Annotated in this window: 23 protein-coding genes and 3 tRNA genes; 8 read left to right on the top strand and 18 right to left on the bottom strand. The window is 29.9% G+C overall.

Annotation, left to right across the window (positions count from 1 at the left end; translation table 11 throughout):
• Positions 1–912: 912 nt before the first annotated feature.
• The 13 genes from DPIF8902391_RS07040 to DPIF8902391_RS06980 all read right to left on the bottom strand — a co-directional run bounded on the left by DPIF8902391_RS07040 (position 913) and on the right by DPIF8902391_RS06980 (position 8,491).
• A complete protein-coding gene (locus tag DPIF8902391_RS07040; protein ID WP_101914950.1) occupies positions 913–1,158 on the bottom strand; it encodes a hypothetical protein in 246 nt (81 codons plus the stop codon).
• On the bottom strand, positions 1,148–1,423 hold the full coding sequence (locus DPIF8902391_RS07035) for a hypothetical protein (protein WP_172505406.1): 276 nt from the start codon (positions 1,421–1,423) through the stop codon (positions 1,148–1,150). Before DPIF8902391_RS07035 ends, DPIF8902391_RS07040 begins: the two co-directional genes overlap by 11 nt.
• 307 nt (positions 1,424–1,730) lie before the next feature.
• The gene (locus DPIF8902391_RS07030) at positions 1,731–2,696 is read right to left on the bottom strand and encodes a hypothetical protein (protein ID WP_101914948.1); all 966 of its coding nucleotides are present in this window, start codon (positions 2,694–2,696) and stop codon (positions 1,731–1,733) included.
• A 189-nt stretch (positions 2,697–2,885) separates the two neighbouring features.
• Entirely contained in the window at positions 2,886–3,161 is a 276-nt protein-coding gene (locus tag DPIF8902391_RS07025; RefSeq protein WP_101914947.1) for a hypothetical protein, read from the bottom strand.
• 24 nt (positions 3,162–3,185) lie between these two features.
• Positions 3,186–3,476, bottom strand: a complete 291-nt coding sequence (locus tag DPIF8902391_RS07020; protein WP_101914946.1) for a helix-turn-helix domain-containing protein — start codon at positions 3,474–3,476, stop codon at positions 3,186–3,188.
• A gap of 3 nt (positions 3,477–3,479) precedes the next feature.
• Positions 3,480–3,635: a hypothetical protein gene (locus DPIF8902391_RS07015; protein WP_172505405.1), complete on the bottom strand. Its 156-nt coding sequence runs from the start codon at positions 3,633–3,635 to the stop codon at positions 3,480–3,482.
• A 2-nt stretch (positions 3,636–3,637) separates the two neighbouring features.
• Positions 3,638–3,991 (bottom strand): hypothetical protein, encoded by a 354-nt coding sequence (locus DPIF8902391_RS07010; protein WP_101907417.1) that lies wholly within the window; start codon positions 3,989–3,991, stop codon positions 3,638–3,640.
• Positions 3,992–4,005: 14 nt separating this feature from the next.
• On the bottom strand, positions 4,006–4,470 hold the full coding sequence (locus DPIF8902391_RS07005; protein WP_101914944.1) for a hypothetical protein: 465 nt from the start codon (positions 4,468–4,470) through the stop codon (positions 4,006–4,008).
• A gap of 125 nt (positions 4,471–4,595) precedes the next feature.
• A complete protein-coding gene (locus DPIF8902391_RS07000) occupies positions 4,596–4,820 on the bottom strand; it encodes a hypothetical protein (RefSeq protein WP_101907418.1) in 225 nt (74 codons plus the stop codon).
• Between the two features lie 105 nt (positions 4,821–4,925).
• Positions 4,926–5,681, bottom strand: coding sequence for a hypothetical protein (locus tag DPIF8902391_RS06995; RefSeq protein ID WP_172505404.1), 756 nt, complete (start codon positions 5,679–5,681; stop codon positions 4,926–4,928).
• A 322-nt stretch (positions 5,682–6,003) separates the two neighbouring features.
• Complete coding sequence (locus tag DPIF8902391_RS06990) at positions 6,004–7,200, bottom strand: site-specific integrase (RefSeq protein ID WP_101914941.1); 1,197 nt, start codon at positions 7,198–7,200, stop codon at positions 6,004–6,006.
• A gap of 185 nt (positions 7,201–7,385) precedes the next feature.
• Positions 7,386–7,459 (bottom strand) — tRNA-Ile (locus DPIF8902391_RS06985).
• Between the two features lie 48 nt (positions 7,460–7,507).
• Positions 7,508–8,491, bottom strand: coding sequence for a polyprenyl synthetase family protein (locus DPIF8902391_RS06980; protein WP_172505403.1), 984 nt, complete (start codon positions 8,489–8,491; stop codon positions 7,508–7,510).
• Between the two features lie 126 nt (positions 8,492–8,617).
• Between DPIF8902391_RS06980 and DPIF8902391_RS06975 the strand changes: the two genes are divergently transcribed.
• From DPIF8902391_RS06975 to DPIF8902391_RS06955, 5 genes are all read left to right on the top strand, one after another.
• On the top strand, positions 8,618–9,223 hold the full coding sequence (locus tag DPIF8902391_RS06975) for a TetR/AcrR family transcriptional regulator (RefSeq protein WP_058886312.1): 606 nt from the start codon (positions 8,618–8,620) through the stop codon (positions 9,221–9,223).
• A 90-nt stretch (positions 9,224–9,313) separates the two neighbouring features.
• Complete coding sequence (locus tag DPIF8902391_RS06970; RefSeq protein ID WP_232119583.1) at positions 9,314–10,564, top strand: TolC family protein; 1,251 nt, start codon at positions 9,314–9,316, stop codon at positions 10,562–10,564.
• Positions 10,565–10,573: 9 nt separating this feature from the next.
• On the top strand, positions 10,574–11,785 hold the full coding sequence (locus DPIF8902391_RS06965) for an efflux RND transporter periplasmic adaptor subunit (RefSeq protein ID WP_058886311.1): 1,212 nt from the start codon (positions 10,574–10,576) through the stop codon (positions 11,783–11,785).
• A 5-nt stretch (positions 11,786–11,790) separates the two neighbouring features.
• A complete protein-coding gene (locus DPIF8902391_RS06960; RefSeq protein WP_058885855.1) occupies positions 11,791–15,255 on the top strand; it encodes an efflux RND transporter permease subunit in 3,465 nt (1,154 codons plus the stop codon).
• Positions 15,256–15,332: 77 nt separating this feature from the next.
• A complete protein-coding gene (locus DPIF8902391_RS06955; protein WP_172505401.1) occupies positions 15,333–15,815 on the top strand; it encodes a regulatory protein RecX in 483 nt (160 codons plus the stop codon).
• Here the strand turns inward: DPIF8902391_RS06955 and DPIF8902391_RS06950 are convergent.
• Complete coding sequence (locus tag DPIF8902391_RS06950) at positions 15,802–16,332, bottom strand: hypothetical protein (protein ID WP_058885853.1); 531 nt, start codon at positions 16,330–16,332, stop codon at positions 15,802–15,804. The genes DPIF8902391_RS06955 and DPIF8902391_RS06950 overlap by 14 nt on opposite strands.
• A gap of 308 nt (positions 16,333–16,640) precedes the next feature.
• On the opposite strand from DPIF8902391_RS06950, the gene DPIF8902391_RS06945 reads away from it, so the two are divergent.
• The 3 genes from DPIF8902391_RS06945 to DPIF8902391_RS06935 all read left to right on the top strand — a co-directional run bounded on the left by DPIF8902391_RS06945 (position 16,641) and on the right by DPIF8902391_RS06935 (position 17,913).
• Positions 16,641–17,234 carry a thioredoxin family protein gene (locus tag DPIF8902391_RS06945; protein WP_172505400.1) on the top strand — a complete coding sequence of 198 codons (594 nt, stop codon included), beginning with the start codon at positions 16,641–16,643 and terminating at the stop codon, positions 17,232–17,234.
• Between the two features lie 471 nt (positions 17,235–17,705).
• A tRNA-Lys gene (locus DPIF8902391_RS06940) sits at positions 17,706–17,778 on the top strand.
• Between the two features lie 52 nt (positions 17,779–17,830).
• Positions 17,831–17,913: transfer RNA gene (locus DPIF8902391_RS06935), tRNA-Tyr, on the top strand.
• A gap of 61 nt (positions 17,914–17,974) precedes the next feature.
• Here DPIF8902391_RS06935 and rodA read toward each other — a convergent pair.
• From rodA to mreC, 4 genes are read right to left on the bottom strand one after another with little or no spacing between them, the layout of a single operon-like run.
• The gene (gene rodA, locus DPIF8902391_RS06930) at positions 17,975–19,252 is read right to left on the bottom strand and encodes a rod shape-determining protein RodA (protein ID WP_058885851.1); all 1,278 of its coding nucleotides are present in this window, start codon (positions 19,250–19,252) and stop codon (positions 17,975–17,977) included.
• A complete protein-coding gene (mrdA, locus tag DPIF8902391_RS06925) occupies positions 19,233–21,116 on the bottom strand; it encodes a penicillin-binding protein 2 (protein ID WP_172505399.1) in 1,884 nt (627 codons plus the stop codon). The genes rodA and mrdA overlap by 20 nt, the downstream gene beginning before the upstream one ends.
• 56 nt (positions 21,117–21,172) lie before the next feature.
• On the bottom strand, positions 21,173–21,679 hold the full coding sequence (gene mreD, locus DPIF8902391_RS06920; protein ID WP_058885849.1) for a rod shape-determining protein MreD: 507 nt from the start codon (positions 21,677–21,679) through the stop codon (positions 21,173–21,175).
• Positions 21,672–22,445, bottom strand: coding sequence for a rod shape-determining protein MreC (mreC, locus tag DPIF8902391_RS06915; RefSeq protein ID WP_232122935.1), 774 nt, complete (start codon positions 22,443–22,445; stop codon positions 21,672–21,674). The genes mreD and mreC overlap by 8 nt, the downstream gene beginning before the upstream one ends.
• Positions 22,446–22,482: the final 37 nt, after the last annotated feature.

The following is a 22,482-nucleotide window of genomic DNA, read 5'->3' as shown; positions in this document are numbered from 1 at the left end:
TTGTTCCATTTGCTGAATATTCTTAATTCCAAAGATTCAAAATACTAAGTTCCTGCTGGTGCTGGTTTTGTTGCTGAATATCATTAATTCCAAAGGTTCAAAATACTAAGTTCCTGCTGGTGCTGGTTGTTCCATTTGCTGAATATTCTTAATTCCAAAGGCTCAAATACTAAGTTCCTGCTGGTTTTGTTGCTGAATATTCTTAATTCCAAAGGTTCAAATACTAAGTTCCTGCTGGTGCTGGTTGTTCCATTTGCAAAGTGAGTATTTACAAAAAAATACTAAAATCGAACTGTAAAAGAAATCTTGACTGTTCAAAAAAAACAATCTTTAAAAAAATAATTAACTCAAAAAATAAAAAAACAGACAAAAAACCGCTTTTTATTACCTTAAAATCTACCAATAAAAAAAACATATTTGTAAGTAGTCTATTTATCAGTTATTTAAGTTATTAAGTTGTAGTTCAGATAGTACCATAATCAAAAAAAGTGCATTTTTTTAAGAGTAATATTTTTTAATTTCACTTTTAAAAATTAACATTTCATTATTTAGAAATTAACATCTTTTACAGAAACAAAAGGCGGACGCTTTAAAAATGATAATTAAAATTAACATCAAATAACCCTAAATGATGATTAACACGTTTTAAAGGCTTGTTTTTTAGTTTTGGTACTCTTTATTTTTTTTAATCTTTTGAGAAAGCTGACAAACTAAAACCAATCTTAAAAGCTAAAAAACTAATGAAGTGAATAAGCATTTTAAACAAAATCTTTTAAAATGCTAATAAATATCTTTTAAATGATATTTAAAAATGTAACTAGAATTATAAACATTTTAGCGTTTAAAAGTATTTTAAACGCTTTTACGGTAATTATATATTTTATTAAAGAACAAGGAGGGGGTGCGGTTCTTTTAGTTGCTAAAAAGATTAGGCGTTTCTTTTTTTACGGATAAATTATTTTCTAATTTCTTTAATTCTCTTTTTGCTGGTGTTCCTAAATAAGAGTGAAACGTTCTGTAACAAATTAAAAACTCTGGTTGTATAAACTTCCAGTAAATTTCCTTGTAGGTTATATCTTCATCTTCATATTGTTTCTGTAACACAATTGTTTGAACTCTTATAATTTTACGATATAGATTTTTCTGATTATATGCCATTTTCTAAATTGATTTTATTTAATAAATATCTTGCACGGTAACTGCTTAGTATAATTGGCGGTGCATTTTTTCGGTGTTCTGTTACTAAAACTTTTTGTACTGATTTAATCCAATCTTTGGAGGTTCTTATTTCGCTTTGGTGCAAAGTATCGGTATAAATCTTTTTATCTGTTTTGTAACTTATCATTAACCACATCTTGCACTTTGGTAATAATTGTACTAATTTTTTTAAATCCTTTTTTTCTTGTATTACTCTTTTTATCATTTTTAACGCTTTATATAATTTATATAAATACTTGTAATAATTTATTAATTTTCTTGTATCGCTCTTTTTTTACGCTTTATATTAATAATATTGGTTTTGTACTTTTACTGATAATCTTTGACAAATATTTTTATCAATAGGGGTTTTTTAAGTAATGCCTAAATAGTCAGCTCTTTTTTTAGTAAAGAAGTCAATGTTTTAGGGGTTTGCAGTCTATCGACTGTATAAGACAAGTAGGCTAAAAAAAATATACTGACTGCTTAAAGCTTCCAGTACGTACAATATTTTTATCAATAAGTATCAAACCTTACAAGTAGATTTTATTAAGTTCTTGTTTTTCAGTACTGTAAGCCGTTGCCCAAAAGGTCATTATTTCACTTTGCCCCAATTTATAAACCTTTTTATGTACGTGCCAATTGTTAATAAACTCCCTTGTTTTACGGTACATTTTAGCAGTTATTTTGCCATCTTTAAAAAGTTGTTGATACTTATTTAAAGTTATTTTTGCCGTGGTCTTATATATTTCTGTTACAAGATTAATCTTACTTTGATGCGTTCCTTTAGGTGCTACTATTGTAGGCTCAAATATTAATAAATCCCATATTTTAAAGAAGTCGTCTTGTACCTCTTTTAAATTTTTTTTCGTAAAAAAATCAATTGCTAAAACATTATTCATCTTTCTTTTTGTCGTTTCTATTCGCAAAATATTTTTTTCTGATGGTATTGCTTTGTGTCTTTTTTCCAGCATCTCAAAAACCTTATCATACATTTTATGGATAACTCTAATATTAGAACTTCTTTCGGTTGTTTTACATCTTTTTTCCCTATAATTTGGGTCTATCATTATTTCTTTTTTATTCCTATCTGTTCCAATTGCTATAAAAGAATCTAAAAAATTTATTACATCAATAGAAAAAATTAAATTCATACCAATTTCAAAAGCATTGATTTTTAAATTATTGTAATCAACTCCTTTATCTATAAGAAGTCTAAAAAATGTTATTCGAGCCTGTTCCATTGTGAAGCGTCCGAAATTTGTAGCGTAACCTGTTAAATTATAAGAGTAGTACTTGTGTAAACTTCCTCTAATTGTTAATCTGTTTTGTAAATCAATTTTGATATACATACCGCCTTTTAAATTCCGTTCTGTTCCAGTTTCAAAAAAAACTTTACCGCTGTTTTTATCAAAGCGTTTTTTTAATTTTGCCTTTTTTATAATATTTTCTTTTTCTGAATCAATCAGATTTATTTTAGATAGTGTTATTAAATCCATTATAATTTTCTTTTATTAATGGTTTCTTTTACTATCTTTGTAAAACTTACTACTTTAACCATTGCTTGGCGGTTTTGTTTATAGTGTGAGTATCTCTAAATTTAATACCTTAAGTAAGTATTAAATAAAAATACCGCCTGTGGTTAGGCGGTTTTTTTTTGTTTAATACTTTCGCTTTTACACTTTTTATTAAAATTCATATTTTTTTGAAACTTTAAAAGTAAGTTTCACTTTTTCCTTTGCATCTTCTGAATCTAAAAACGAGTACTTTAAAACTATTTCAGTTTCTTTACTTTCAGTATCGTTATTTTCAGCGATTAAATCCGTTGGAATCTCTAAACCTCTTAATAAAAGAAGTCTTTTAAAATCCTTAATTATTGCTTCTAAAGGACTTTTTTTACATTTTAAAAAATACGGTTCGTTATTTTCGTTAGAAATTCCGTCCGTTGTTATTTCGTAATACATATCAATAAAAATATTTTAAATCTATTAAAAAGAACTTCTTTGTGCTACAAATCGGTGCAATTCTGAACGCTTTACAGTTACTTTGCTGTACTTCTTGTTTTGGTCTTTTATTACACTTAAATCCCCATCGTGTATATATTTCTGAAACGTATTTCTACTACATCTTAAAAATTCACAAGCTTCTTTTACCGTTAGATTTTCGGGTTTACCGTTGTCTTTTGTTTGCTGTAAAAAATTAGATATATCTTGAACCATATTTTTTATGTCCGTCCATTCTTGCAATGGAACTGAAACAAATACTACATTATTTTCCATAATTTAAAGAGTTTTTAAATGATTTTTAAATGATGTTTCAGCACCTAAAAAATAACTGAAAACAATTTTATTAAAGATTGATATTCTAATTTTAACCTGTAAAGAATCTAAATTGCTACTAACAATATTTACTTTTTCAACTTTAAAAATATTTTTCATAATTACAGATTTTCAATATTTTTAAAATTTTCTTTATTATGGGTTTTTTTTATTAGTAAATCGTCTAAAAACTGAAACGGTATTTTTTCTACTAATTGTTTAGTCATTAAAGCTACATTTTGAATGTCGTTAGCATCTAATCTGTTTTCGGTTTCTAAATCTGGAGTAGAAATAGCATTTAACAAACTGCCAATATTATGCCCTAAATTTTCATAGTGCCAAAACTCTAAATTTACGGCAAGATGATTACCGTTACTGTTTTCTGTTGCTGTAAAACCATCTAAAAGATAGCTATTATTTTTTAGGGTTTGCACGTTTACTTCTGTAACGGCTTGGCTTGTTTTTTTTTCGCTCATAATTGTTTGTATCTCTATTTGTTAAAATCATAATTATAAGAGTTTGCTAAGTGTTTAGCGGTTTTTCTTATAAAGATGCTGTTTTGTTCGTTACTTTCTTGAATTGCTTTAAATTCATTGCTAGGGGTCGCTTTTACAAGTTCTAGTATCTTATTTTGAAGTATTACAAGTTCCTTTTTTTTATCAGAAATAAAAACCTCTTTTTCTTCCATAAGAATTTTTAATAAACAACAATTGTCGCCCATTTTTCGACCTTGCATCATTATCTTATCGAATTGATCGCCTGTAAATCCCTCCAATTCTTCCTCAGATAAAACAAAAACATTATCTATTTCAATGTGTAAACAGGTTAATTTATCTTGAAGACAATCAAACGCCATTTGCTCTTTTTCAATATCAAAAAACAGTTTTGATGCTCTTTTTGATAATTCAATTGTATTAGTGTTTTGGTGTTCTAAAAATTCCGTAAAATGTTTCATAATTGTAAGTATCTCTATTGTTTAAAAAATTACTGTGAGAAGTTTTATTTTGTTGGTTTATAGTTTAAAAAGGTGTAGGAAAGTATTTATTTTGTTGGATTTTTTTACGCTGGGGCGGTTTGTTTTTAGGAATTTACAACCTCGTTAAGTTCCTTTAAAGCGTTGGCTTTACGTTCTTTTTCTGATTTAAAAAAGTCGGTTGTTGCTGTAATTAATTTCATTTCGGTTTCACTTTTTACCTTTCTACCGTAAAAAAAACGATTAACAGTAGCAATATGAAGCCCTGAAAGTTTAGAAATTTCGTTAATTCCGTGGGCTGGTAGCTGTTTTTTTAATTCTGATATATTCATAGTTTAAATGTATTGACTAATTTTACTCAAACAAATTGTATAAAAAAATACCTTTGTTTTTTTTTGACAAAGGTATATAAATGTTTGACTAATTTTAGTTTTTTTTTATTTTTTTTTATTTTCTTTTTTTTCAAGATTCTTTAAATCTTCTAAGTAGTCTTTACTTTCATAATATTTTTGCTTATTTCTACACTCAATATTACTTATTTTATTAAAAGAATTTGAATATTTTTCTATTAAATAATAGTTTTTTGTTTTGATAATAGTTTTTTCAAATCTCTTTAAACTACTGTAAAACATATGTTTATTAAATAATTCTATATCTTTTATACAATCTTTACTATTTAATTCATTTTTAAAATAATTCTTTAGCAGGTTCTGTATTTTATATCCGAAAAAATCTAAAATACTAATATATTCTAAAGAAGTATAATCTAAAAAACAACTATTAAGATGAAGGCAATTAATAAAACAAGATATTTGATTTTTGGAGTTTTGGTTTAATATATCTATGCCTTGTGCTAATGAATCTATAAAGTTTTTAGAACTATATTTAAAATATGAAGTTATAAAGGCAGTATCAAATTCCTTTAGTTCGTTTATTGTAATTTCAGATATTAAAGTAAGTGCTGTTATTTCGTTTCTTATTAAATCTTGGTCATAAGTATCTTTAGAATTTATTATTTCAGAAAATACACTTTCACTATAATAATTATCAAATGCAATAGATTTTACTTTTGTGTTTTTTCTGTGTGCAACTAACATTAAATAAACGCTGTAATGTTTAACATCGTTAATTATGTACGGCTTTAAATTTGTATTAAGATAATGCTTTACGGTTATTTTGCTTTTTTTAATCATTTTGTGGTATGTAGTGAGTATTTCTATACTGCAAAAATAACTAAAATAAAATAGGGGTTTTTAGTAGTAATTGTTTGTTAAATTTTAGGCTTTATATATTACTGTTTAATAGCTTAATTTGTAGCAGTAGTATTTTTTAAGCGTTTAATAAATCATAATTATATAAGTAGATACTTGTATTTATAAAATTGCTTAAATCGTTTGTTTTACCTGTGGGCAAATAAATCTTGCACACGGAAACAAAGAGCCAATAAAAAAACCCTGTCCAAAGTTGGATAGGGTTTTTTATGTAGTAAATTAAAAGATTGTTTAGGTTTTTATTTTAAAAATTAACGGCTGTCATTTCGTCTTCTAGGGTTTCATCCATTACGTGGGCGTAAATTTGCGTTGTTGCTAGTTTTTGGTGTCCTAAAATCTTTTGTACTGTTGTTACTGCTACTTTTTTATGTAGTAAATATGTAGCGGTGGTGTGCCTTGCCGTGTGAAACGTTATATTTTTATTTTGTATTTGTGCTATTTTAGCTATTTCTTTTAATTGGCGGTTGCAATATTGATTTGTTAAATGTTTGAAACAAAAAACGCTTTTAAAATTATTGTGTTTATCTAAAATCTTTTTCGGTTTACCGTTAAACATCAAATGTATAGGAATGCGTATTTCTTTGCCTGTTTTTTCCATTGTTTTAATAATCCAATCTTTGCCCTTTATACTAACAATATCTTTTTTTTGTAGGCTGAAAATATCACCATAACGTAAACCTGTATAAACAGAAAAAATATATAAATCTCTTACAGTTTCGTATTTTTTATTTTCGTTGGTTAATGCTACATTTTCAAAACATTCTATTTCTGATGGTGTTAAATATACGGTTTTGCCCTCGGTTTGTTTTATTTTGAATTTCCTAAACGGATACTTTTGTAATTCCATCAAATCTTTATTAATAGCTAAATTTACAAATCTTTTGATATTCTTAAAATACTTAGAAATAGTACCTTGAGCTAGTTTTTTACTAGGAATGTTTTTATACTTAATAGTATATTTTTTTAGAAAAATATCAAAATCATATAAAAATTCGAAAGTCATATCTTCAAAAGAAATTACTTTTTTAAATTCTTTTAATTTTTTTAAGGTTGCTAATTGATTTGCCTTTGTTCCTTTGGTGCTGTTTATGTTTTCAATTTCTATTTCCATAAACTCTGTAAAACTTTTTACCGTTGGCTTTGTAAAGAAATCGTTTAACATACTTAAATTAAAAGATTCTCCTTTGTTTATTTTGTCAAGTTCGAAATTTTCCAAGTCCCTCAAAGTTTCAGAAATTTGTTTATTTAATTTTATTGCGTTTGGGTAATCTGTTTTAATAGTTCGGCTTCTTTTGTTCCAAAATTTAGGTTCAATATAAATTTTTGTAGTAAAATATTTATGCGAACCGTTTAAATAACATTCTATTTGAATTAATGCAGTACCTTTTTTATTTAGGTGTTTTTTTCGGTTGTAAATCGTGGTAAATCTCGTTTTGTTCATGGCTGTAAGTATCTCTATTTACACAAACGTACAAACAAAATTTGGTATAACAATATTCAAAACGGGTAGATAACCAGTATATAAAACATTGATATTAATTGATATTTATTTTTATCAAAAAAAGTAAAAAGCTAGTATTTAAAGGGGGTTTAATAAAAAAACCACCCTTAAAAGGATGGTTTTTGTGGTCCCACCAGGACTCGAACCTGGGACCACCTGATTATGAGTCAGGTGCTCTAACCAACTGAGCTATAAGACCGTTTTAGGGTTGCAAAAATAAGAACTTTTTTTAAATAAAAAAGCTTTTTTAAACTTTTCTGCTCATTAAATTTTCAGCAAACAAACGAAGCCCACTTTTTGCGGTATCGCTAATGTTTAAATGTTCCAAGCTTTTAAACGACTTATTTGTATAGTATTCAATAAGTTGATGTGTGTATTCGGGGATGTTGTTTTTGGTGAAAATCGCAGAAACCGTCGCTATTTTTGCTTGAATATTTTCTTGTTTATTTTCTTGTTTATTGTTGTAAAGCGTAGTTAATTTTTCTTTATCATCCGTATTTGCTACTTCAAAAGCTTTTAAATAGAGGTAGGTTTTCTTGTTTTCGATGATATCGCCACCAACTTGCTTTCCGAAAGTTTCAGGATCGCCATAAGTGTCTAAATAATCATCTTGTAATTGAAAAGCAACGCCTAAATGTAAGCCGTAGTTATATAAATGTTGGGCTTGTTCTTCGTTCGCATTGGCTACAATAGCACCCATTTTTAAGGCGGCTGCTACTAAAACCGATGTTTTTAGCGTAATCATTTTAATGTACTCATCAATAGTAACGTCGTTTCTGGTTTCAAAATCAACATCTAATTGTTGTCCGTCGCAAACTTCTAAGGCTGTTTTACTAAATAATTGTGCTAATTTTTGAAAAATTATAGGTTCGTAGTTTTCAAAATATTGATAGGCTAAAATTAACATGGCATCGCCAGATAAAATCCCTCTGTTAATATCCCACTTTTCATGAACCGTTTCGTGTCCACGGCGCAAAGGTGCGTCATCCATAATATCATCGTGAACTAGCGTGAAATTATGAAAAACTTCTACGGCTAGTGCGGCTGGCATGGCTTTTTTATAATCTCCAGAAAAAATATCGGAAGCCATAAGTGTTAGCATTGGGCGAATTCTTTTTCCGCCTATTTGAAGAATATAATCTATCGGTTCATAAAGGTTTTTAGGCTCTTTTAGTGTTTTTTTAGAAGCTAAGTAAGCTAAAAAGTCTGACTGATATTGTAGTATGTCCAAATCTTAAATTTTTTGTAAAAATAAGATAAACAAAAATTCTAATTGTTAGGTAATGTTAAAAAAACAATAAAACGAAGGAAACTTTTATTGTTTTTAAAGTTTCCTTGTGTACATTTGCAAATAATTATGAGAGATAAAATTTTAAATAAAGCGGGAGAAATGTTTTTAAACTTTGGTTTTAAAAGCATTACGATGGATGATATTTCAGGTGAATTAGGCATCTCAAAAAAAACACTGTATAAATATTTTTCAAAGAAAACAGAATTGGTAGATGCTAGTACAGAGGCGGTTCATAACACCATAAACGATGCTATTACAAAAATAAAAGAGAAAGAGTATAATGCTATTGAAGAGGAGTTTGCGGTAAAGGCAGTTTTTAAAGAAATGTTTAAAAATGCCAAGACTTCGCCTATGTTTCAGCTTAAAAAATATTACCCTGAAACGTATGCAAAATTAATGGATCGTGAAATATGCTTATTTCGAGATTGTAATATTGACAATTTAACAAAGGGTATTAAAGAAGGGTTTTATCGTGAAAATTTAAAAATAGATTTGATGGTGAATTTTTATTTTACCTTAATTTTTGGCGTTTTTGAAACAGAAATGTACGGTAGCGAAATGCAGGAGGTAATGAAAGTAGAATATGAAATTTTAGAATATCATATTAGAGCAATTGCCACTCAAAAAGGATTAGACGAATTATCGAAACAACTACAAATTATAAATTTATAAACTTAATAAACAATGAGGAAATACATATACACGGTATTTATATGCTTTTGCACAAGCTTTTTATTTGCGCAAAAACAACTTAATTTATCAATGCAAGAAGCTATTGATTATGCTATAAAAAATAGCTATGCCAATAAAATTGCTAAAAATGATATTAAGGTAGCAATTAAAAGAAAATGGGAAACAACGACTATCGGTTTGCCTAAAATTGATGGAAAGGTGGCGTATCAAAATAATTTAAAACAAGCCGTTTTATTAACAGATTTTAATAATGATGGTATTGATGAAGAATTGATTTTTGGTAAAAAACAAACCATGAATGCTACGGCAACGCTAAGCCAATTAATTTTTGACGGTTCGTATTTGGTAGGTTTACAGGCAGCAAAAACCTATTTAAAAATATCAGAACAAGCCAAGCAAAAAACAGCTTTAGCCACAAGAGAGGCAATTATAAACGCTTATGGAAATATCCTTGTTTCTGAAAGATTAATTGAAATTCTTGAAAAAAACACGGGTGTTTTAGAGAAAAATTACAAGGATGCAAAGAAAATTAATGAGAACGGATTAAATGAACAAGAGCAGGTGGAGCAATTAGAAATCACCTTAGGAAATGTTCAAAATAGTTTAAGAAACGCTGTTAGATTAAAGGAAATTGCCTATCAAATGTTAAATCTTTCTTTAGGAAATGATATCAATACAAAATTAACATTAACCGATAGTTTAGATAGTTTGATGCTTAACAGTAGTAGTTTAGCATTGCTATCAAAAACATTTAATTTAAATGGGCATATCGATTTTAGAATTGCTGAAAATAGTAGAGAAAGTAAGCGCCTATTAATGCGTTTAGAGCAAAGTAAAGGTTTGCCTAGTTTGAGTGCTTTTTTAAATTATGGGCTTGCAGCAAACTCTAATTCTTTTACTTTTTTAGATGAAAAACAAAAATGGTTCGGCTCTTCGATGTTTGGTGTTAATTTGAATATTCCAATATTTAGTAGCTTAGGAAGATCTGCTAAAACGGCACAGGCAAAAATTGAATTAGAATCGGCTGATATTCGTTTGGAAGAAATTAAGCAACAATTAAATTTACAAACACAATCGGCAAAAAGTGAATATCAGTTAAGTATTGAAAATTATGAATCTGCTATGAAAAACATGAAATTGGCAGAACGCATTGAAAAAAAGCAGCAAATTAAATTTTTTGAAGGAATTTCTTCAAGTTTTGATTTATCGCAAGCGCAAAATCAATTATACAGCCAACAAAATAACTACGTGCAGTCAATGTTAAACGTTATTAGTAAAAAGGCAGCCTTAGAAAACGCATTAAATATACCCTTAAAATAAAAAATGACAATGAGAAAAATATATTCACTACTAGCAATAACAGTATTTTTAGCATCCTGTTCAGGCAGTAAAAAACATTCCGTTGAGGCGGTAATTGCTTCTAACGATTTGGTAAAAATTCGTGCTAAGAAAACCAAGTTAAATAGTCAAATTCAGGTTTTATCCGAAGGAATTAAAGCCTTAGATACTAAAATTGCAATCTTAGATACTTCAAAAAAAGTGCCTTTAATTACGGTGGTATCTGCTAATAAAACAAATTTTAAGCATTATTTAGAATTGCAAGGAGCAGTTAAAACAGCACAAAATGTTTTGATATATCCTGAAATGCCAGGGCAATTGGTTCAAATTTATGTAAAAGAAGGACAGTACGTAAAAAAAGGACAGGCTTTGGCTAAAATAGATGATGCAGGGCTTTCTGATCAGTTAGCGCAAATAGAAGTACAGGCAGTTTTAGCTAAAACAACTTACGAGCGTCAAGAGCGTTTATGGAATCAGAAAATTGGTTCAGAAATTCAGTTTTTACAAGCGAAAACTACGTATGATGCTCAAAAAAATGCTGTAAGTCAATTAAGAAAAAAATTAGGGAAATCGGTTATAAGAGCGCCTTTTTCGGGTATTATTGATGATGTTATTAAAGAGCAAGGAATGGTGGTAGCGCCAGGAGCTGGTGCCGAAGTTTTTAGAATTGTAAATCTTTCTAAAATGTATATTGAAACAGCCGTACCTGAAAGTTATATTTTATCAATTAAAAAAGGTAAAAATGTATTGGTTGAGTTTCCTATTTTAGGAAAGGCTATTACTTCAAAAATTCGTCAGGCGGGTAATTTTATCAATCCTGCAAATCGTACTTTTAAAGTTGAAATAGCGGTTGATAATAAAGATAAAAGTATTAAACCGAATTTAACGGCTAAGTTAAAAATTAACGATTATACAAACCCTGATGCTATTTTAATTCCGCAAAGTATTATTTCAGAAAATGCCAAAGGAGAACAGTATATTTTTGTGGTAAACGATATTTTAAAGCAAGGAAGTAAGGTTCAAGGAATAGCAAAACAGATTATTATTAGCACCGGAAAAACGCAGGGCGATGTTATAGAGGTTTTAACAGGGCTTAGTAAAGGTGATAAAATTATTAAAGAAGGTGCTCGAAGTGTAAAAGATGGGCAGCAAGTAGAAATTTTATCTTCGGAAGAGGGAACTACTGTTAACGCTAAAAAATAAAGATAATGAGCGAGCAAAAAAAGCACGTAGATAAAGAATTCGGGTTGTCTTCATGGGCTATTAATAATAAAACCACCATTTATGTAATGATGGCAATTATTTTATATGCTGGTATTTCGGCATTTTTTAATATGCCGCGTGAAAATTTCCCTGAAATAAAGGATACTAAAATTTATGTAAGTTCTATTTATCCTGGTAATACAGCAGAAGATATAGAAAAACTAATTACCGATCCTTTAGAAGATAAATTAAAAACGGTTAGTAATATGACCAAAATAACATCAACCTCGCAGGAAGATGTGTCAATTATTACTGTTGAATTTAATGATGAAATACCTATTGAACAAGCAAAGCAAAAGGTAAAAGATGAAATAGATGAGCAGGTTTCAAGTGAAGATTGGCCTACTTTTAATGGGGCTAAAGTAGCACCAAATGTTTTTGAATTAAATATATCGGAAGAAACACCTATTTTAAATATTAATATTTCGGGTGATTATACTGTGCATCAATTAAAAGAATTTGCAGAGGTTTTACAAGATAAAATAGAAGATTTATCTGAAATAAAAAAAGCAGATATTCGAGGTGCTGAAGATAAGGAAGTTGAGGTGGCTGTTGATATTTATAAAATGATGGCTGCAAAGGTTAGCTTTGATGATATTTTAAGAGCTATTCAGGGCGGAAATGTAACCATGTCGGCAGGAAATATTATTGCCAGCGGACAGCGTAGAACCTTGCGTATTTTAGGGGAAATTGAAACTCCTCAAGAATTACAAGATTTTGTAGTGAAAACAGAAAAAGGCAATGCTATTTATTTAAAAGATATTGCTGAAATTACTTTTAAAGATAAAGATAAAACCACTTATGCTCGTCAATTTGGTGATCCGGTGGTAATGCTTGATGTTAAAAAACGTGCAGGGCAAAATATGGTTACCGCTGCTGAAAAAATTCAGCAAATTGTAAAAGATACCAAAGCCAATATATTCCCAAGTAATTTAACGGTAACAATTGCGAACGATCAATCGTCAAAAACAATTGGACAGGTGGATGATTTGGTAAATAATATCATTTTTGGAGTGATGTTAGTGGTACTTGTTTTAATGTTTTTCTTAGGATTTAAAAATTCATTATTTGTAGGTTTTGCCATTCCGATGTCAATGTTTATGTCGTTAATGATTTTACATTTAATGGGCTATACCATGAATACCATGATTCTTTTCGGGTTAATTATGGGGCTAGGAATGCTAGTAGATAACGGTATTGTAGTGGTTGAAAATGTGTATCGTTTAATGGATGAAGAAGGAATGACCCGCTTAGAGGCGGCAAAAATGGGGATTGGTGAAATTGCATTTCCTATTATTATATCAACAGCAACTACGGTAGCGGCGTTTATTCCTTTAGGAATGTGGCCAGGAACTATGGGGCAGTTCATGATTTATTTCCCAATTACTTTATCGGTTGTATTAGGGTCGTCATTATTTGTGGCTATTTTCTTTAATTCGGTAATGGTTTCTCAATTTATGAGTACTGAAGATAAAAATATCCCCTTAAAAAAATTAATTATCATCACCGCGAGTATTGGTGTTATTGGTATTTTGATTTTACTTTTCGGTGGTGCTGTAAGCCCGCTAGGAACTTTAATGGTTTTTACTGCGGTAAATTTTTGGCTTTACAGATATGTATTACGCCCAATGGCAAATGGTTTTCAAAATAAAATACTTCCACTTTGGGAACGTCTTTATGAAAAAATGATTCGTGCTTCTTTAAAAGGATGGCGTCCTTACGGAATAACAATTGTAACGATTATTTTACTTTTTGTAGCGTTTATCGGTTTTGGAGCTTCTGTAAAAAGTAAGCGAACAAAAATTGAATTTTTTCCTGATAATACGCCCAATCAAATTGTGGTATATGTAGAATATCCGCAGGGAACAGATATTGAAAAAACCAATACCATCATGAAAAGTTTAGAAGCTCGAGTGACCAAGGTTTTAAATGAAGATATGTATATGGATGGCGACCGCAATTTCATGATAGAAAGTTCTATAGCACAAATAGGAGCGGGTGCAGGAAATCCTCAAACGGATGGTGGTTCGGCTGCCGAAATGCCACATAGAGGTAAAATAGTAGCCTCTATGCGTGAGTACAAATACCGTAAGGGTTTAGATAGTAAAGTATTAAAGAAAAAAGTAACGGATGCTTTGCAAGGGATTTATCCTGGGTTGTCTATTTCTGTTGAAAAAGACCCCGTAGGTCCGCCGGCAGGATATCCTATTAATATTGAATTAGAAGGTGAAGATTACGATGAATTAATTATTACTGCTGAAAAAATGCGTGATTTTATCAATACCAAATCAATTCCTGGTATTGCTGAATTAAAAATAGACGTAAACAAATCGAAACCAACCACATTGGTTGAGGTTGATAGAAAAAAAGCAGGTGAATTAAAAGTGAGTACTTCTCAGGTAGGAAAACAACTGCGTAATTCTATCTTTGGAAGCAAAGCTGGTGTCTATAAACAAGCTGGTGAAGATTATGATATTTATGTTCGTTTTAATAAAGATAACCGCTACAATTCAAGTGCTATTTTTAATCAAACGATGACTTTTAAAGATATGTCAACAGGACAGGTTAAATCTGTTCCTGTTTCGGCAGTAGCAAAACAGCGTAACAGATCAGGTTTTAGTGCCATTAAGCATAAAAACGTGAAGCGTGTAGCAACGGTATATTCGGCATTAGCGCCAGGTTATACTGATGCCGCTGCAATTGTAAGTGAAATTCAGAATGAAATGAAATCGTTTACAGGTTTGCCTAAAACAGTACATGTTGATTACACAGGGCAAATTGAAGAGCAGAACAAACAAATGACCTTTTTAATAGGTGCATTTTTCTCTGGATTAGGCTTAATTTTCTTAATTCTAATTTTCCAATTCAATTCTATTTCAAAACCTACAATTATTATGTTGGCTATCTTTTTAAGTTTGATAGGGGTATTTGGAGGAATTGTAGCATCAGGATCATCATTTGTAATTATGATGACCATGATGGGGATTATTTCTTTAGCGGGTATTGTGGTGAATAACGGTGTAGTATTGTTAGATTATACACAGTTATTAATAGACAGACAAAAAGCTGCACATAATTTAGGTAAAGACGACTTTTTAGAGGTTTCGGTATTAAACGAAGCCATTGTAAAGGGAGGAAAGGCACGTTTACGCCCAGTTTTATTAACGGCAATTACCACAATTTTAGGATTGATTCCTTTAGCAACGGGTTTAAATATTAATTTCTTTACCTTGGTAACAGAATTTGATGCAAATATATATGTTGGTGGTGATAATGTTATTTTTTGGGGTCCTTTAGCTTGGACGGTTATTTACGGGCTATTTGTGGCAACTTTTTTAACATTAATTGTAGTGCCGATATTATTCTATTTAGTAACTAAATTAAAGATGTGGTTACATCGTGTTTTCTAAATTTTTTATATTTTTTTGATAGATAAAAAAGGGTTAAAGGCAGGTTGTTTTTAACCCTTTTTTATATTTTTGAACTTATGAACGATAAAAATAATACTAATAAAGGTGTTTTTACGGTAGCTGAAATAAAACGAAAACTAGAGCACTATTGCGTGTATCAAGATCGTTGCCATAAAGAAGTAGAAGCAAAATTAAAAGAGTATAATACTGTTGCTGACGCTAGAGAATTAATTTTGTTAAGCTTAATGCAAGATAATTTTTTAAATGAAGAACGCTTTGCTAAAAGTTTTGCAAGAGGAAAATTCCGCATTAAAAAATGGGGAAAAAACAGAATTGTAAGGGAATTAAAATTTAGAGATATATCGGCATATAATATAAAAACAGCCTTAAAAGAAATTGATCAAGAAGAATATATTACAACACTTTATAATTTAGTAGCTAAGAAAAACAAGTTAGTAACCGAAACAAATATTTTTAAACGAAAAAAGAAAATTCTAGATTATGTACTATACAGAGGTTTTGAACCTCATTTAATTTACGAAGCGCTTAGCGCTCTTTAAAATTAAATAAACTGTCTAGGTTTATTTCTTTATCGAATTGTTGTTTGGTGTAAACGGTATTTATTTTGGTATTCATGCTTCCAAAAAGCAAGTGTATTTTAGCTACTTGACTATTTATTTCTCTAGAGGTAATTGCCGGTATATAAGTCATGTCGGCAAGTCTTAAAACTTCATTTTCAAAAACATTTATACGTGCTTTAAAAGCAGGTTTTTGAAGCGTTTTTATTTTTAAACTGTCTTTTAGTTGTTTGGTTAATTCTTTTAATTCGATAGCATTATTTAAAGCAGCTGTTGGGGTGTTATTTTTAAATTGTTGTAAAAAATTTTCTACAAGGGCATATTCTTTCCAATTTTCTATATTTTTAGCAGCATCTTTATGTAGCGTGGCATATTTTAAATGCTTCACACTGCCATCCATGCCTGTTTTTTTAACAGCAACACGTTGTTGAGGTGCTTCTTTTTTACAAGAAGAAGCAATTAAAACTAAAAAAACTAAAAGATATAAAGGGTATTTCATCAAAATAAAATTAAAACGATAAAAGTAGCAAAATAGCAACTCGTAATAGAGAATTTTGTGTTAAAATAATGGCTAATTTATAAAATGGGTTTTTATTACTGATGCTTTAAATTTGGTTGGGTTGTTTAGCCCCGATTGTAGCAATTGTTTGAGCTCCTTTTTTGATTTTTTTCAAAAAAGAGCGAGTGCGGAAAGCGGGAAATAGCTCCAAAAAAAAATACAGATACATTTTTTAAGTAGTGTAACTTTTGTTGCTTTAAATAGCGTTATTATGAAATATCTTTGTGTTACACAGATTTACTAGCAAAATGAAAGAAATTATAGAAAATAGTTTAGAAAAAGCCATTTCATACACCACATATAGAACACTTGTAAAAACGTTGTTAGTGGCTAAAAAATCAACAGGAAATAACCAATCGGACGATTTATTAAAGTATAGTTTATTAAACGATAAACGCATGAAACGCCTGGACAAAACCATAAAGATATCGGAAGAAACAATTGCTAAATTAACAGCAGTTAAAGCGCCGCAAACCTGGTTGGTTTTAACAGAGGGATGGTGTGGTGACGCTGCTCAAAACTTGCCTGTTATTAATAAAATAGCCCAAATAAATGATGTTATTGACTTAAAAATTGTTTTAAGAGATGAAAACGAAGCATTAATGAATGCTTTTTTAACCAATGGCGGTAAGGCTATTCCTAAATTAATTGCTTTAGATAAAAACAACGAAGTAGTAGGAACTTGGGGTCCAAGACCTAGTAAGGCTACTAAAATGGTGGCTGATTACAAAGCCGAGCATGGCGGTTTAGATGCTGAATTTAAAGAATCTTTGCAGGTTTGGTATAATAAAAATAAAGGAATCAATCTTCAAGAGGATATTGTTTCTTTATTTGAGCACTAATTTTTGAAGTATTTGTTTAAATTTTATTTCATATTATTTTATGACAAGGATTGATTAAAAAAAACTGTCAGTTCGAGTGTTTTTTTCCTTCAAAAAAAATATATCGAGAATTTTTTAGCATCAAATTCTCGATACAATTTTAATTCCTTTTAGTTATTAAAATGACTCGAATTAACAAGAGCCATTAAAAAAAAGGGAATAACTACGAAAAAATTAGGCTGTAAAACTGAAATAAAACTTTTTTAGATGAAATTTAAACAGATTCACAAATATTTTTTTGAGTTTTATAACGGAATATTCTTGATTATTTTGTTTTTTTAAAAAAATAGTAAAAAATAATAGATAATTAACATGCAGATAATGAGCTTATTCAGATTTTTGCACTAAATTTATTGATTTTTTTCTCTAAAAAGTTTTGTAAAACCGAAAATAGGTTCTATATTTGCAACCGCTAAGGAGAAAACAATAATTGACCTGGTAGCTCAGTTGGTAGAGCATCTCCCTTTTAAGGAGAGGGTCCTGGGTTCGAGCCCCAGCCCGGTCACTAAAGCTTCTCTTATATTTATAAGGGAAGCTTTTATTTTTTTTCTAGCTTTGGGGAGATACCAAAGCGGCCAACTGGGACGGACTGTAACTCCGTTGTCTTACGACTTCGCAGGTTCGAATCCTGCTCTCCCCACAAAACCTCCATCATTTACTTGATGGAGGTTTTTTTTGTTTAATAAATAGAAAGAGTGTTTTTAAAAATCATATTTCTTGTGCGCATCTAAGCGGATAAAAATAAATAATAGTACGGTAAAACCCCATAAAGATGAACCTCCGTAGCTAAAAAAGGGCAGCGGAATACCAATAGTAGGTAATAAACCGATGACCATTCCAATGTTTACAACAATATGAAAAAAGATAATAGAAGCGATGCCGTAGCCATATACCCGCCCAAATTTATTGGTTTGATTTTCGGCTAAATAAATAATTCGATAAAGTAATAACATAAATACTATAATTACGGCGGAACTGCCTAGAAAGCCCCATTCTTCGCCTACAGTGCTATAAATATAATCAGTTTCTTGTTCGGGTACAAATTTCCCTTGAGTTCTGTCGCCTTGTAAAAATCCTTTACCAACTAAACCCCCAGAACTAATGGTTAATTTTGATTGATAGGTGTTATATCCTTTGTTTTTAAGGTCGGTAGTTTTTCCTAATAAAATATCAAATCGGTCTTTTTGATGTGGTTCTAATACGTTTTCATAGGTGTAACCGATACCGTAAATAAATAAGGTTGTAAATAAGTATAATGATATTATTTTAATTGCATTGAATCTTAAAAATCGCTTGTCTTTATGAAATCCACGAGCAATACCTGAGCTAATAAGTAGTAAACAGCTGAAAAGAATCCAATTTGCACCGAAATAGATTGTTAGAATAAATAAAATAATTGAAACAGTTCCAAAAACAATATAATTTAAGGTTAAGCCTTCTCTATTTAAAACGAAAAAGAAAGAGAAGTAAATTAAAACAGAGCCCATATCGGGCTGAAAGGCAATTAGAATAGCAGGTAAAAAAATAATTGCAAAAGCTTTTAATTGATTTTTAAGTAGTTTAAAATTATATTTTCTATCACTAATTAATTTAGCTAATGCTAGAGCTGTAAATGCTTTTGAAAATTCGGAAGGTTGTAAGCCAATTCCACCAAAATTATACCAAGAAGTTGCGCCATTAATTTTTTTTCCGAAGATAAAAACCCCTGCTAATAGCACTAACGAAAGCACGTATAGAACACTAGCGAATCGTTCGTAAAATTTTGAATTAAAAAAAAGAATCAAAATTATTAGTGGAATACTGAGTCCTATAAAAATAAATTGTTTTCCATATTTGGTTGAAAAATCAAAAAATTGTCGGGTAGTATCTGTTGATGATGAGGCGTAAATATTCATCCATCCGAAGCTAACAAGTAATACGTATAGTAAAATTAGCAACCAATCGATGTTTTCAAAAATATTATTTCGTTCCTGACGCAAGGCTATCGTTTTTTTTAATTAATTTTTCATATTCTTTTTGAAGACTCATCTTTATCATACGGTCTTCTACATATTTTCTTGAAATTTTTCCGTTAAGGTATTTTTCAATCAATAAACTCGTTATTGGTGCTGCTATTGTTGAACCGTATCCTCCATTTTCAACAAAAATAGCAATGGCAATTTTAGGATCGTCTTTTGGGGCAAATGCAATAAATATAGAATGGTCTTTTGCTTGTACTTTTTTACCATCGACCATTTTTGTTTTATTTTCGGAAGTTCCTGTTTTACCACAAATTTCAATGCCTTTTACTTGGCTTCCTCTTGCGGTTCCGTTGGTAAATACTTCGTGCATTGCTTGAATCGCAATTGGAAAGTGTTTTGGAGCTATAGTAGTGTGTCTTTTGGCGGTATAAAGAGTGTCTATAATAGCTTTATTATTAATTTTTTTAACAATATGAGGCGTATGAAAATAGCCTTTATTAGCTATTGCAGCAGTCATATTTGCCAATTGCATTGGCGTAGTTAGTATTTCTCCTTGACCAATCGCATTTGAAATTGTATAGGTAGCGCTCCACCTGTTTTTATACCATTTGTTATAAAATGCGGCATCAGGAATGGCTCCTTTTCTTCCAACAGGTAAGTCATATCCTAAAAAATTACCTAAACCAAAGCTTTCTACGTGTTTGTTCCAGGTATCCATTCCTGTTTTTGGATCGCCTGTTTTGTCGATAATTTTTTTATATGTAGTTGCAAAATAACTGTTACACGATTTTGCAATGGCTGTTTTTAAACGAATAGGCCTGCCTGTAATACCACAATGACATGCCATTAATTGTCTTTTACCTTTACCATATCTGTATCCATGATGGCAAAAAACGCCAAAATCTTTATCAATAACCTCTTCTTGTAAACCGATTAATCCGTTGAGTATTTTAAAGGGTGATCCTGGAGGATACATTGCCTGAAGCCCTCTATCAAAAGTAGGCATATTAATGGTGTCGTTAAATAATTTTACAGAATTAGGCGAGCGTTTTCTTCCAACTAATAGGTTAGGATCATAAGAAGGAGCGGTTACAAGGGCTAAAATTTCGCCTGTTTTTGGCTCAATTGCTACAATACCACCTCTTTTTCCTGTCATTAAAAGCTCTCCATACGCTTGAAGTTTACTATCAATGGTTAGGGTTAAATCTTTACCGGTTACCGCAAGGGTGTCGTACAATCCATTTTTGTAAGATCCTGTAATTTTATTTAAATTATTTCTTTTAAAGCGTTTTTTACCTTTAATACCTCTAAGAACTCTTTCGTATTGTTTTTCAACGCCCATTTTTCCTATCAGCTCTCCTTGCTCATAGTAATTATTTGTTCTTGCTTTTTGTTCGTTTACCTCGGCAATAAATCCTAAAATATTTGCTGCTGATTTAACAGGATAATCTCTAATAATACGTTTTTGGATATAAAACCCTTTGTATTTTGGTAGTTTTTCTTGTAGATACGCAAAATCTTCTTTAGCCAATTGTTTTAAAAATACAGAAGGCAACCAACGGGCAAAATTTTCGGCTTTTTTAAAGCGTTTTTTAAAGCTTTTTACATCGATTTTTAAAAGATTACAAAACTCTAAGGTATCTAAATGACTTACGTTTTTAGGAACGACCATTACGTCGTACGATAACTGATTTGCTACTAATAATTTTCCATTTCTATCATAAATATAGCCGCGTTCAGGATAGTCATATTCAATTTTTACGGCAGAACTTTGTATCGGATTAATATTTGCACCCTCAATAATTTGCAATTGAAATAACCTTGCTATATAAATGACTCCAACTAGCGTAATTAAAAATAGGAGTAAAAAACTTCGTTTCATTTCTGATACTTTATGTATTGTTCAATAAATAGTAATAGGGGAGGGTTTGGTATTTTTTATTTTAATTTTTTTCTAAAGATAAAACTTCCTAAGAAATACAATGTTAATGTAAAGATACTAGAATACAGGGTATTTAAAAGCACTTTAGTGATATTGTAAAAACTAAAATTAATCAAACTAAATAAGATAAAATGATGCACAAGTGTTAAAATTAATGTGTAATTAAATACCTTATCAAAAGTTTCTAACCGTAAGCTGAATAATAAATAATCAGGTTCGTTTTTTTTAAATATTTTTTTGATAAAAAACAGCCTAATATAGGCAATAAATAAAATTGAAAAAGCGTGTATTCCTCCTGAATTGGAAAAAGCATCTACACCTAAACCTAATAAAAACGTCAAGCTTAAAAAAGAAAATCTATCTGATTTTAAAGGATAGAAAAAAACAAAACAGATGTATAAATAAGGGTTTATATAGCCTAAAAATAAAACATTATTTAATACTAATACTTGTAGTAATAATAAAAAAACAAATAAAAAGAGGATGTAAATGGTTTTATTCATTGTTGTTTTCGATGCTTTTAATTGCCTCTTTATCAAGGTTTGTAACAATGTAAATATGCCCTAAGTTAGCCATATCATTAAATAATTTAATATCAATAGTATTTGCTGCCGATAATTTTTCAGGTATTTTACGAATACTTCCTATAAGAATTCCTTTAGGAAAAATAGTAGATTTTCCGCCTGTAACAATTGTATCGCCAATTTTTAAAACTGCTTGACGAGGAATATCGGTTAGTTGTACGGTGTTATAATCTTTACCGTTCCATTTTAAAGTTCCGTAATAATTATTATTTTTAAACCCTGCATTAATTTTACTTTTAGAGTTTAAAATAGATTGAACTCTTGAATATTTACTACCAACATTGTCGGTAATACCTATAATTCCTTTACTATTTATAACCGCCATTTCTTTGGTAACACCATGATTACTACCACGGTTTATAGTTATAAAATTATCAATATTATTGTAAGGATTGTTATTTATTTTTCCATTGATATATAAAAACTGTTGCGTTGAATTTAACGTATCTATATTGATAGTATCAACAATAGTAGCAAGTACTTCTAGTTTATTTTTAAGAATGGTATTTTCAAGAGAAAGCTCTTTATTACGGCTTTTTAAATATAGATATTCAGAGAAATTAGCTGATTTTTCATAAAACCCGCCTGTAATAAAATTTGTAGAGCTGATAAATTTACTCTTATGAAAAGAATTATTATTGATAATTAATGCAACAGCAATAATTTCGAGAAAGAGAAAAAACAAGAAGTTTTTATACCTCTGAAGAAAATAAAGAAGCTGT

Origin of the sequence: Tenacibaculum finnmarkense genomovar ulcerans (genome assembly GCF_900239495.1) — a bacterium.
Classification (GTDB): Bacteria; Bacteroidota; Bacteroidia; order Flavobacteriales; family Flavobacteriaceae; genus Polaribacter; species Polaribacter ulcerans.
Note: the sequence above shows the minus strand (reverse complement) of the source record. Positions and strands in the feature narration are given on the sequence as shown.

Bases quoted from the DNA above. Each gene is read 5' to 3' on its own strand.
- DPIF8902391_RS06960 (WP_058885855.1), top strand. From the start codon at position 11,791: ATGAGCGAGCAAAAAAAGCACGTAGATAAAGAATTCGGGTTGTCTTCA.
- DPIF8902391_RS06965 (WP_058886311.1), top strand. From the start codon at position 10,574: ATGAGAAAAATATATTCACTACTAGCAATAACAGTATTTTTAGCATCC.
- DPIF8902391_RS07030 (WP_101914948.1), bottom strand. From the start codon at position 2,696: ATGGATTTAATAACACTATCTAAAATAAATCTGATTGATTCAGAAAAA.
- DPIF8902391_RS07040 (WP_101914950.1), bottom strand. From the start codon at position 1,158: ATGGCATATAATCAGAAAAATCTATATCGTAAAATTATAAGAGTTCAA.
- DPIF8902391_RS06945 (WP_172505400.1), top strand. From the start codon at position 16,641: ATGAAAGAAATTATAGAAAATAGTTTAGAAAAAGCCATTTCATACACC.
- mrdA (WP_172505399.1), bottom strand. From the start codon at position 21,116: ATGAAACGAAGTTTTTTACTCCTATTTTTAATTACGCTAGTTGGAGTC.
- DPIF8902391_RS07005 (WP_101914944.1), bottom strand. From the start codon at position 4,470: ATGAAACATTTTACGGAATTTTTAGAACACCAAAACACTAATACAATT.
- DPIF8902391_RS07020 (WP_101914946.1), bottom strand. From the start codon at position 3,476: ATGGAAAATAATGTAGTATTTGTTTCAGTTCCATTGCAAGAATGGACG.
- DPIF8902391_RS06995 (WP_172505404.1), bottom strand. From the start codon at position 5,681: ATGATTAAAAAAAGCAAAATAACCGTAAAGCATTATCTTAATACAAAT.
- DPIF8902391_RS07000 (WP_101907418.1), bottom strand. From the start codon at position 4,820: ATGAATATATCAGAATTAAAAAAACAGCTACCAGCCCACGGAATTAAC.
- DPIF8902391_RS06970 (WP_232119583.1), top strand. From the start codon at position 9,314: ATGCAAGAAGCTATTGATTATGCTATAAAAAATAGCTATGCCAATAAA.
- DPIF8902391_RS06955 (WP_172505401.1), top strand. From the start codon at position 15,333: ATGAACGATAAAAATAATACTAATAAAGGTGTTTTTACGGTAGCTGAA.
- DPIF8902391_RS06950 (WP_058885853.1), bottom strand. From the start codon at position 16,332: ATGAAATACCCTTTATATCTTTTAGTTTTTTTAGTTTTAATTGCTTCT.
- DPIF8902391_RS07010 (WP_101907417.1), bottom strand. From the start codon at position 3,991: ATGAGCGAAAAAAAAACAAGCCAAGCCGTTACAGAAGTAAACGTGCAA.
- DPIF8902391_RS06990 (WP_101914941.1), bottom strand. From the start codon at position 7,200: ATGAACAAAACGAGATTTACCACGATTTACAACCGAAAAAAACACCTA.
- DPIF8902391_RS07025 (WP_101914947.1), bottom strand. From the start codon at position 3,161: ATGTATTACGAAATAACAACGGACGGAATTTCTAACGAAAATAACGAA.
- DPIF8902391_RS07035 (WP_172505406.1), bottom strand. From the start codon at position 1,423: ATGATAAAAAGAGTAATACAAGAAAAAAAGGATTTAAAAAAATTAGTA.
- DPIF8902391_RS06975 (WP_058886312.1), top strand. From the start codon at position 8,618: ATGAGAGATAAAATTTTAAATAAAGCGGGAGAAATGTTTTTAAACTTT.
- DPIF8902391_RS07015 (WP_172505405.1), bottom strand. From the start codon at position 3,635: ATGAAAAATATTTTTAAAGTTGAAAAAGTAAATATTGTTAGTAGCAAT.
- mreD (WP_058885849.1), bottom strand. From the start codon at position 21,679: ATGAATAAAACCATTTACATCCTCTTTTTATTTGTTTTTTTATTATTA.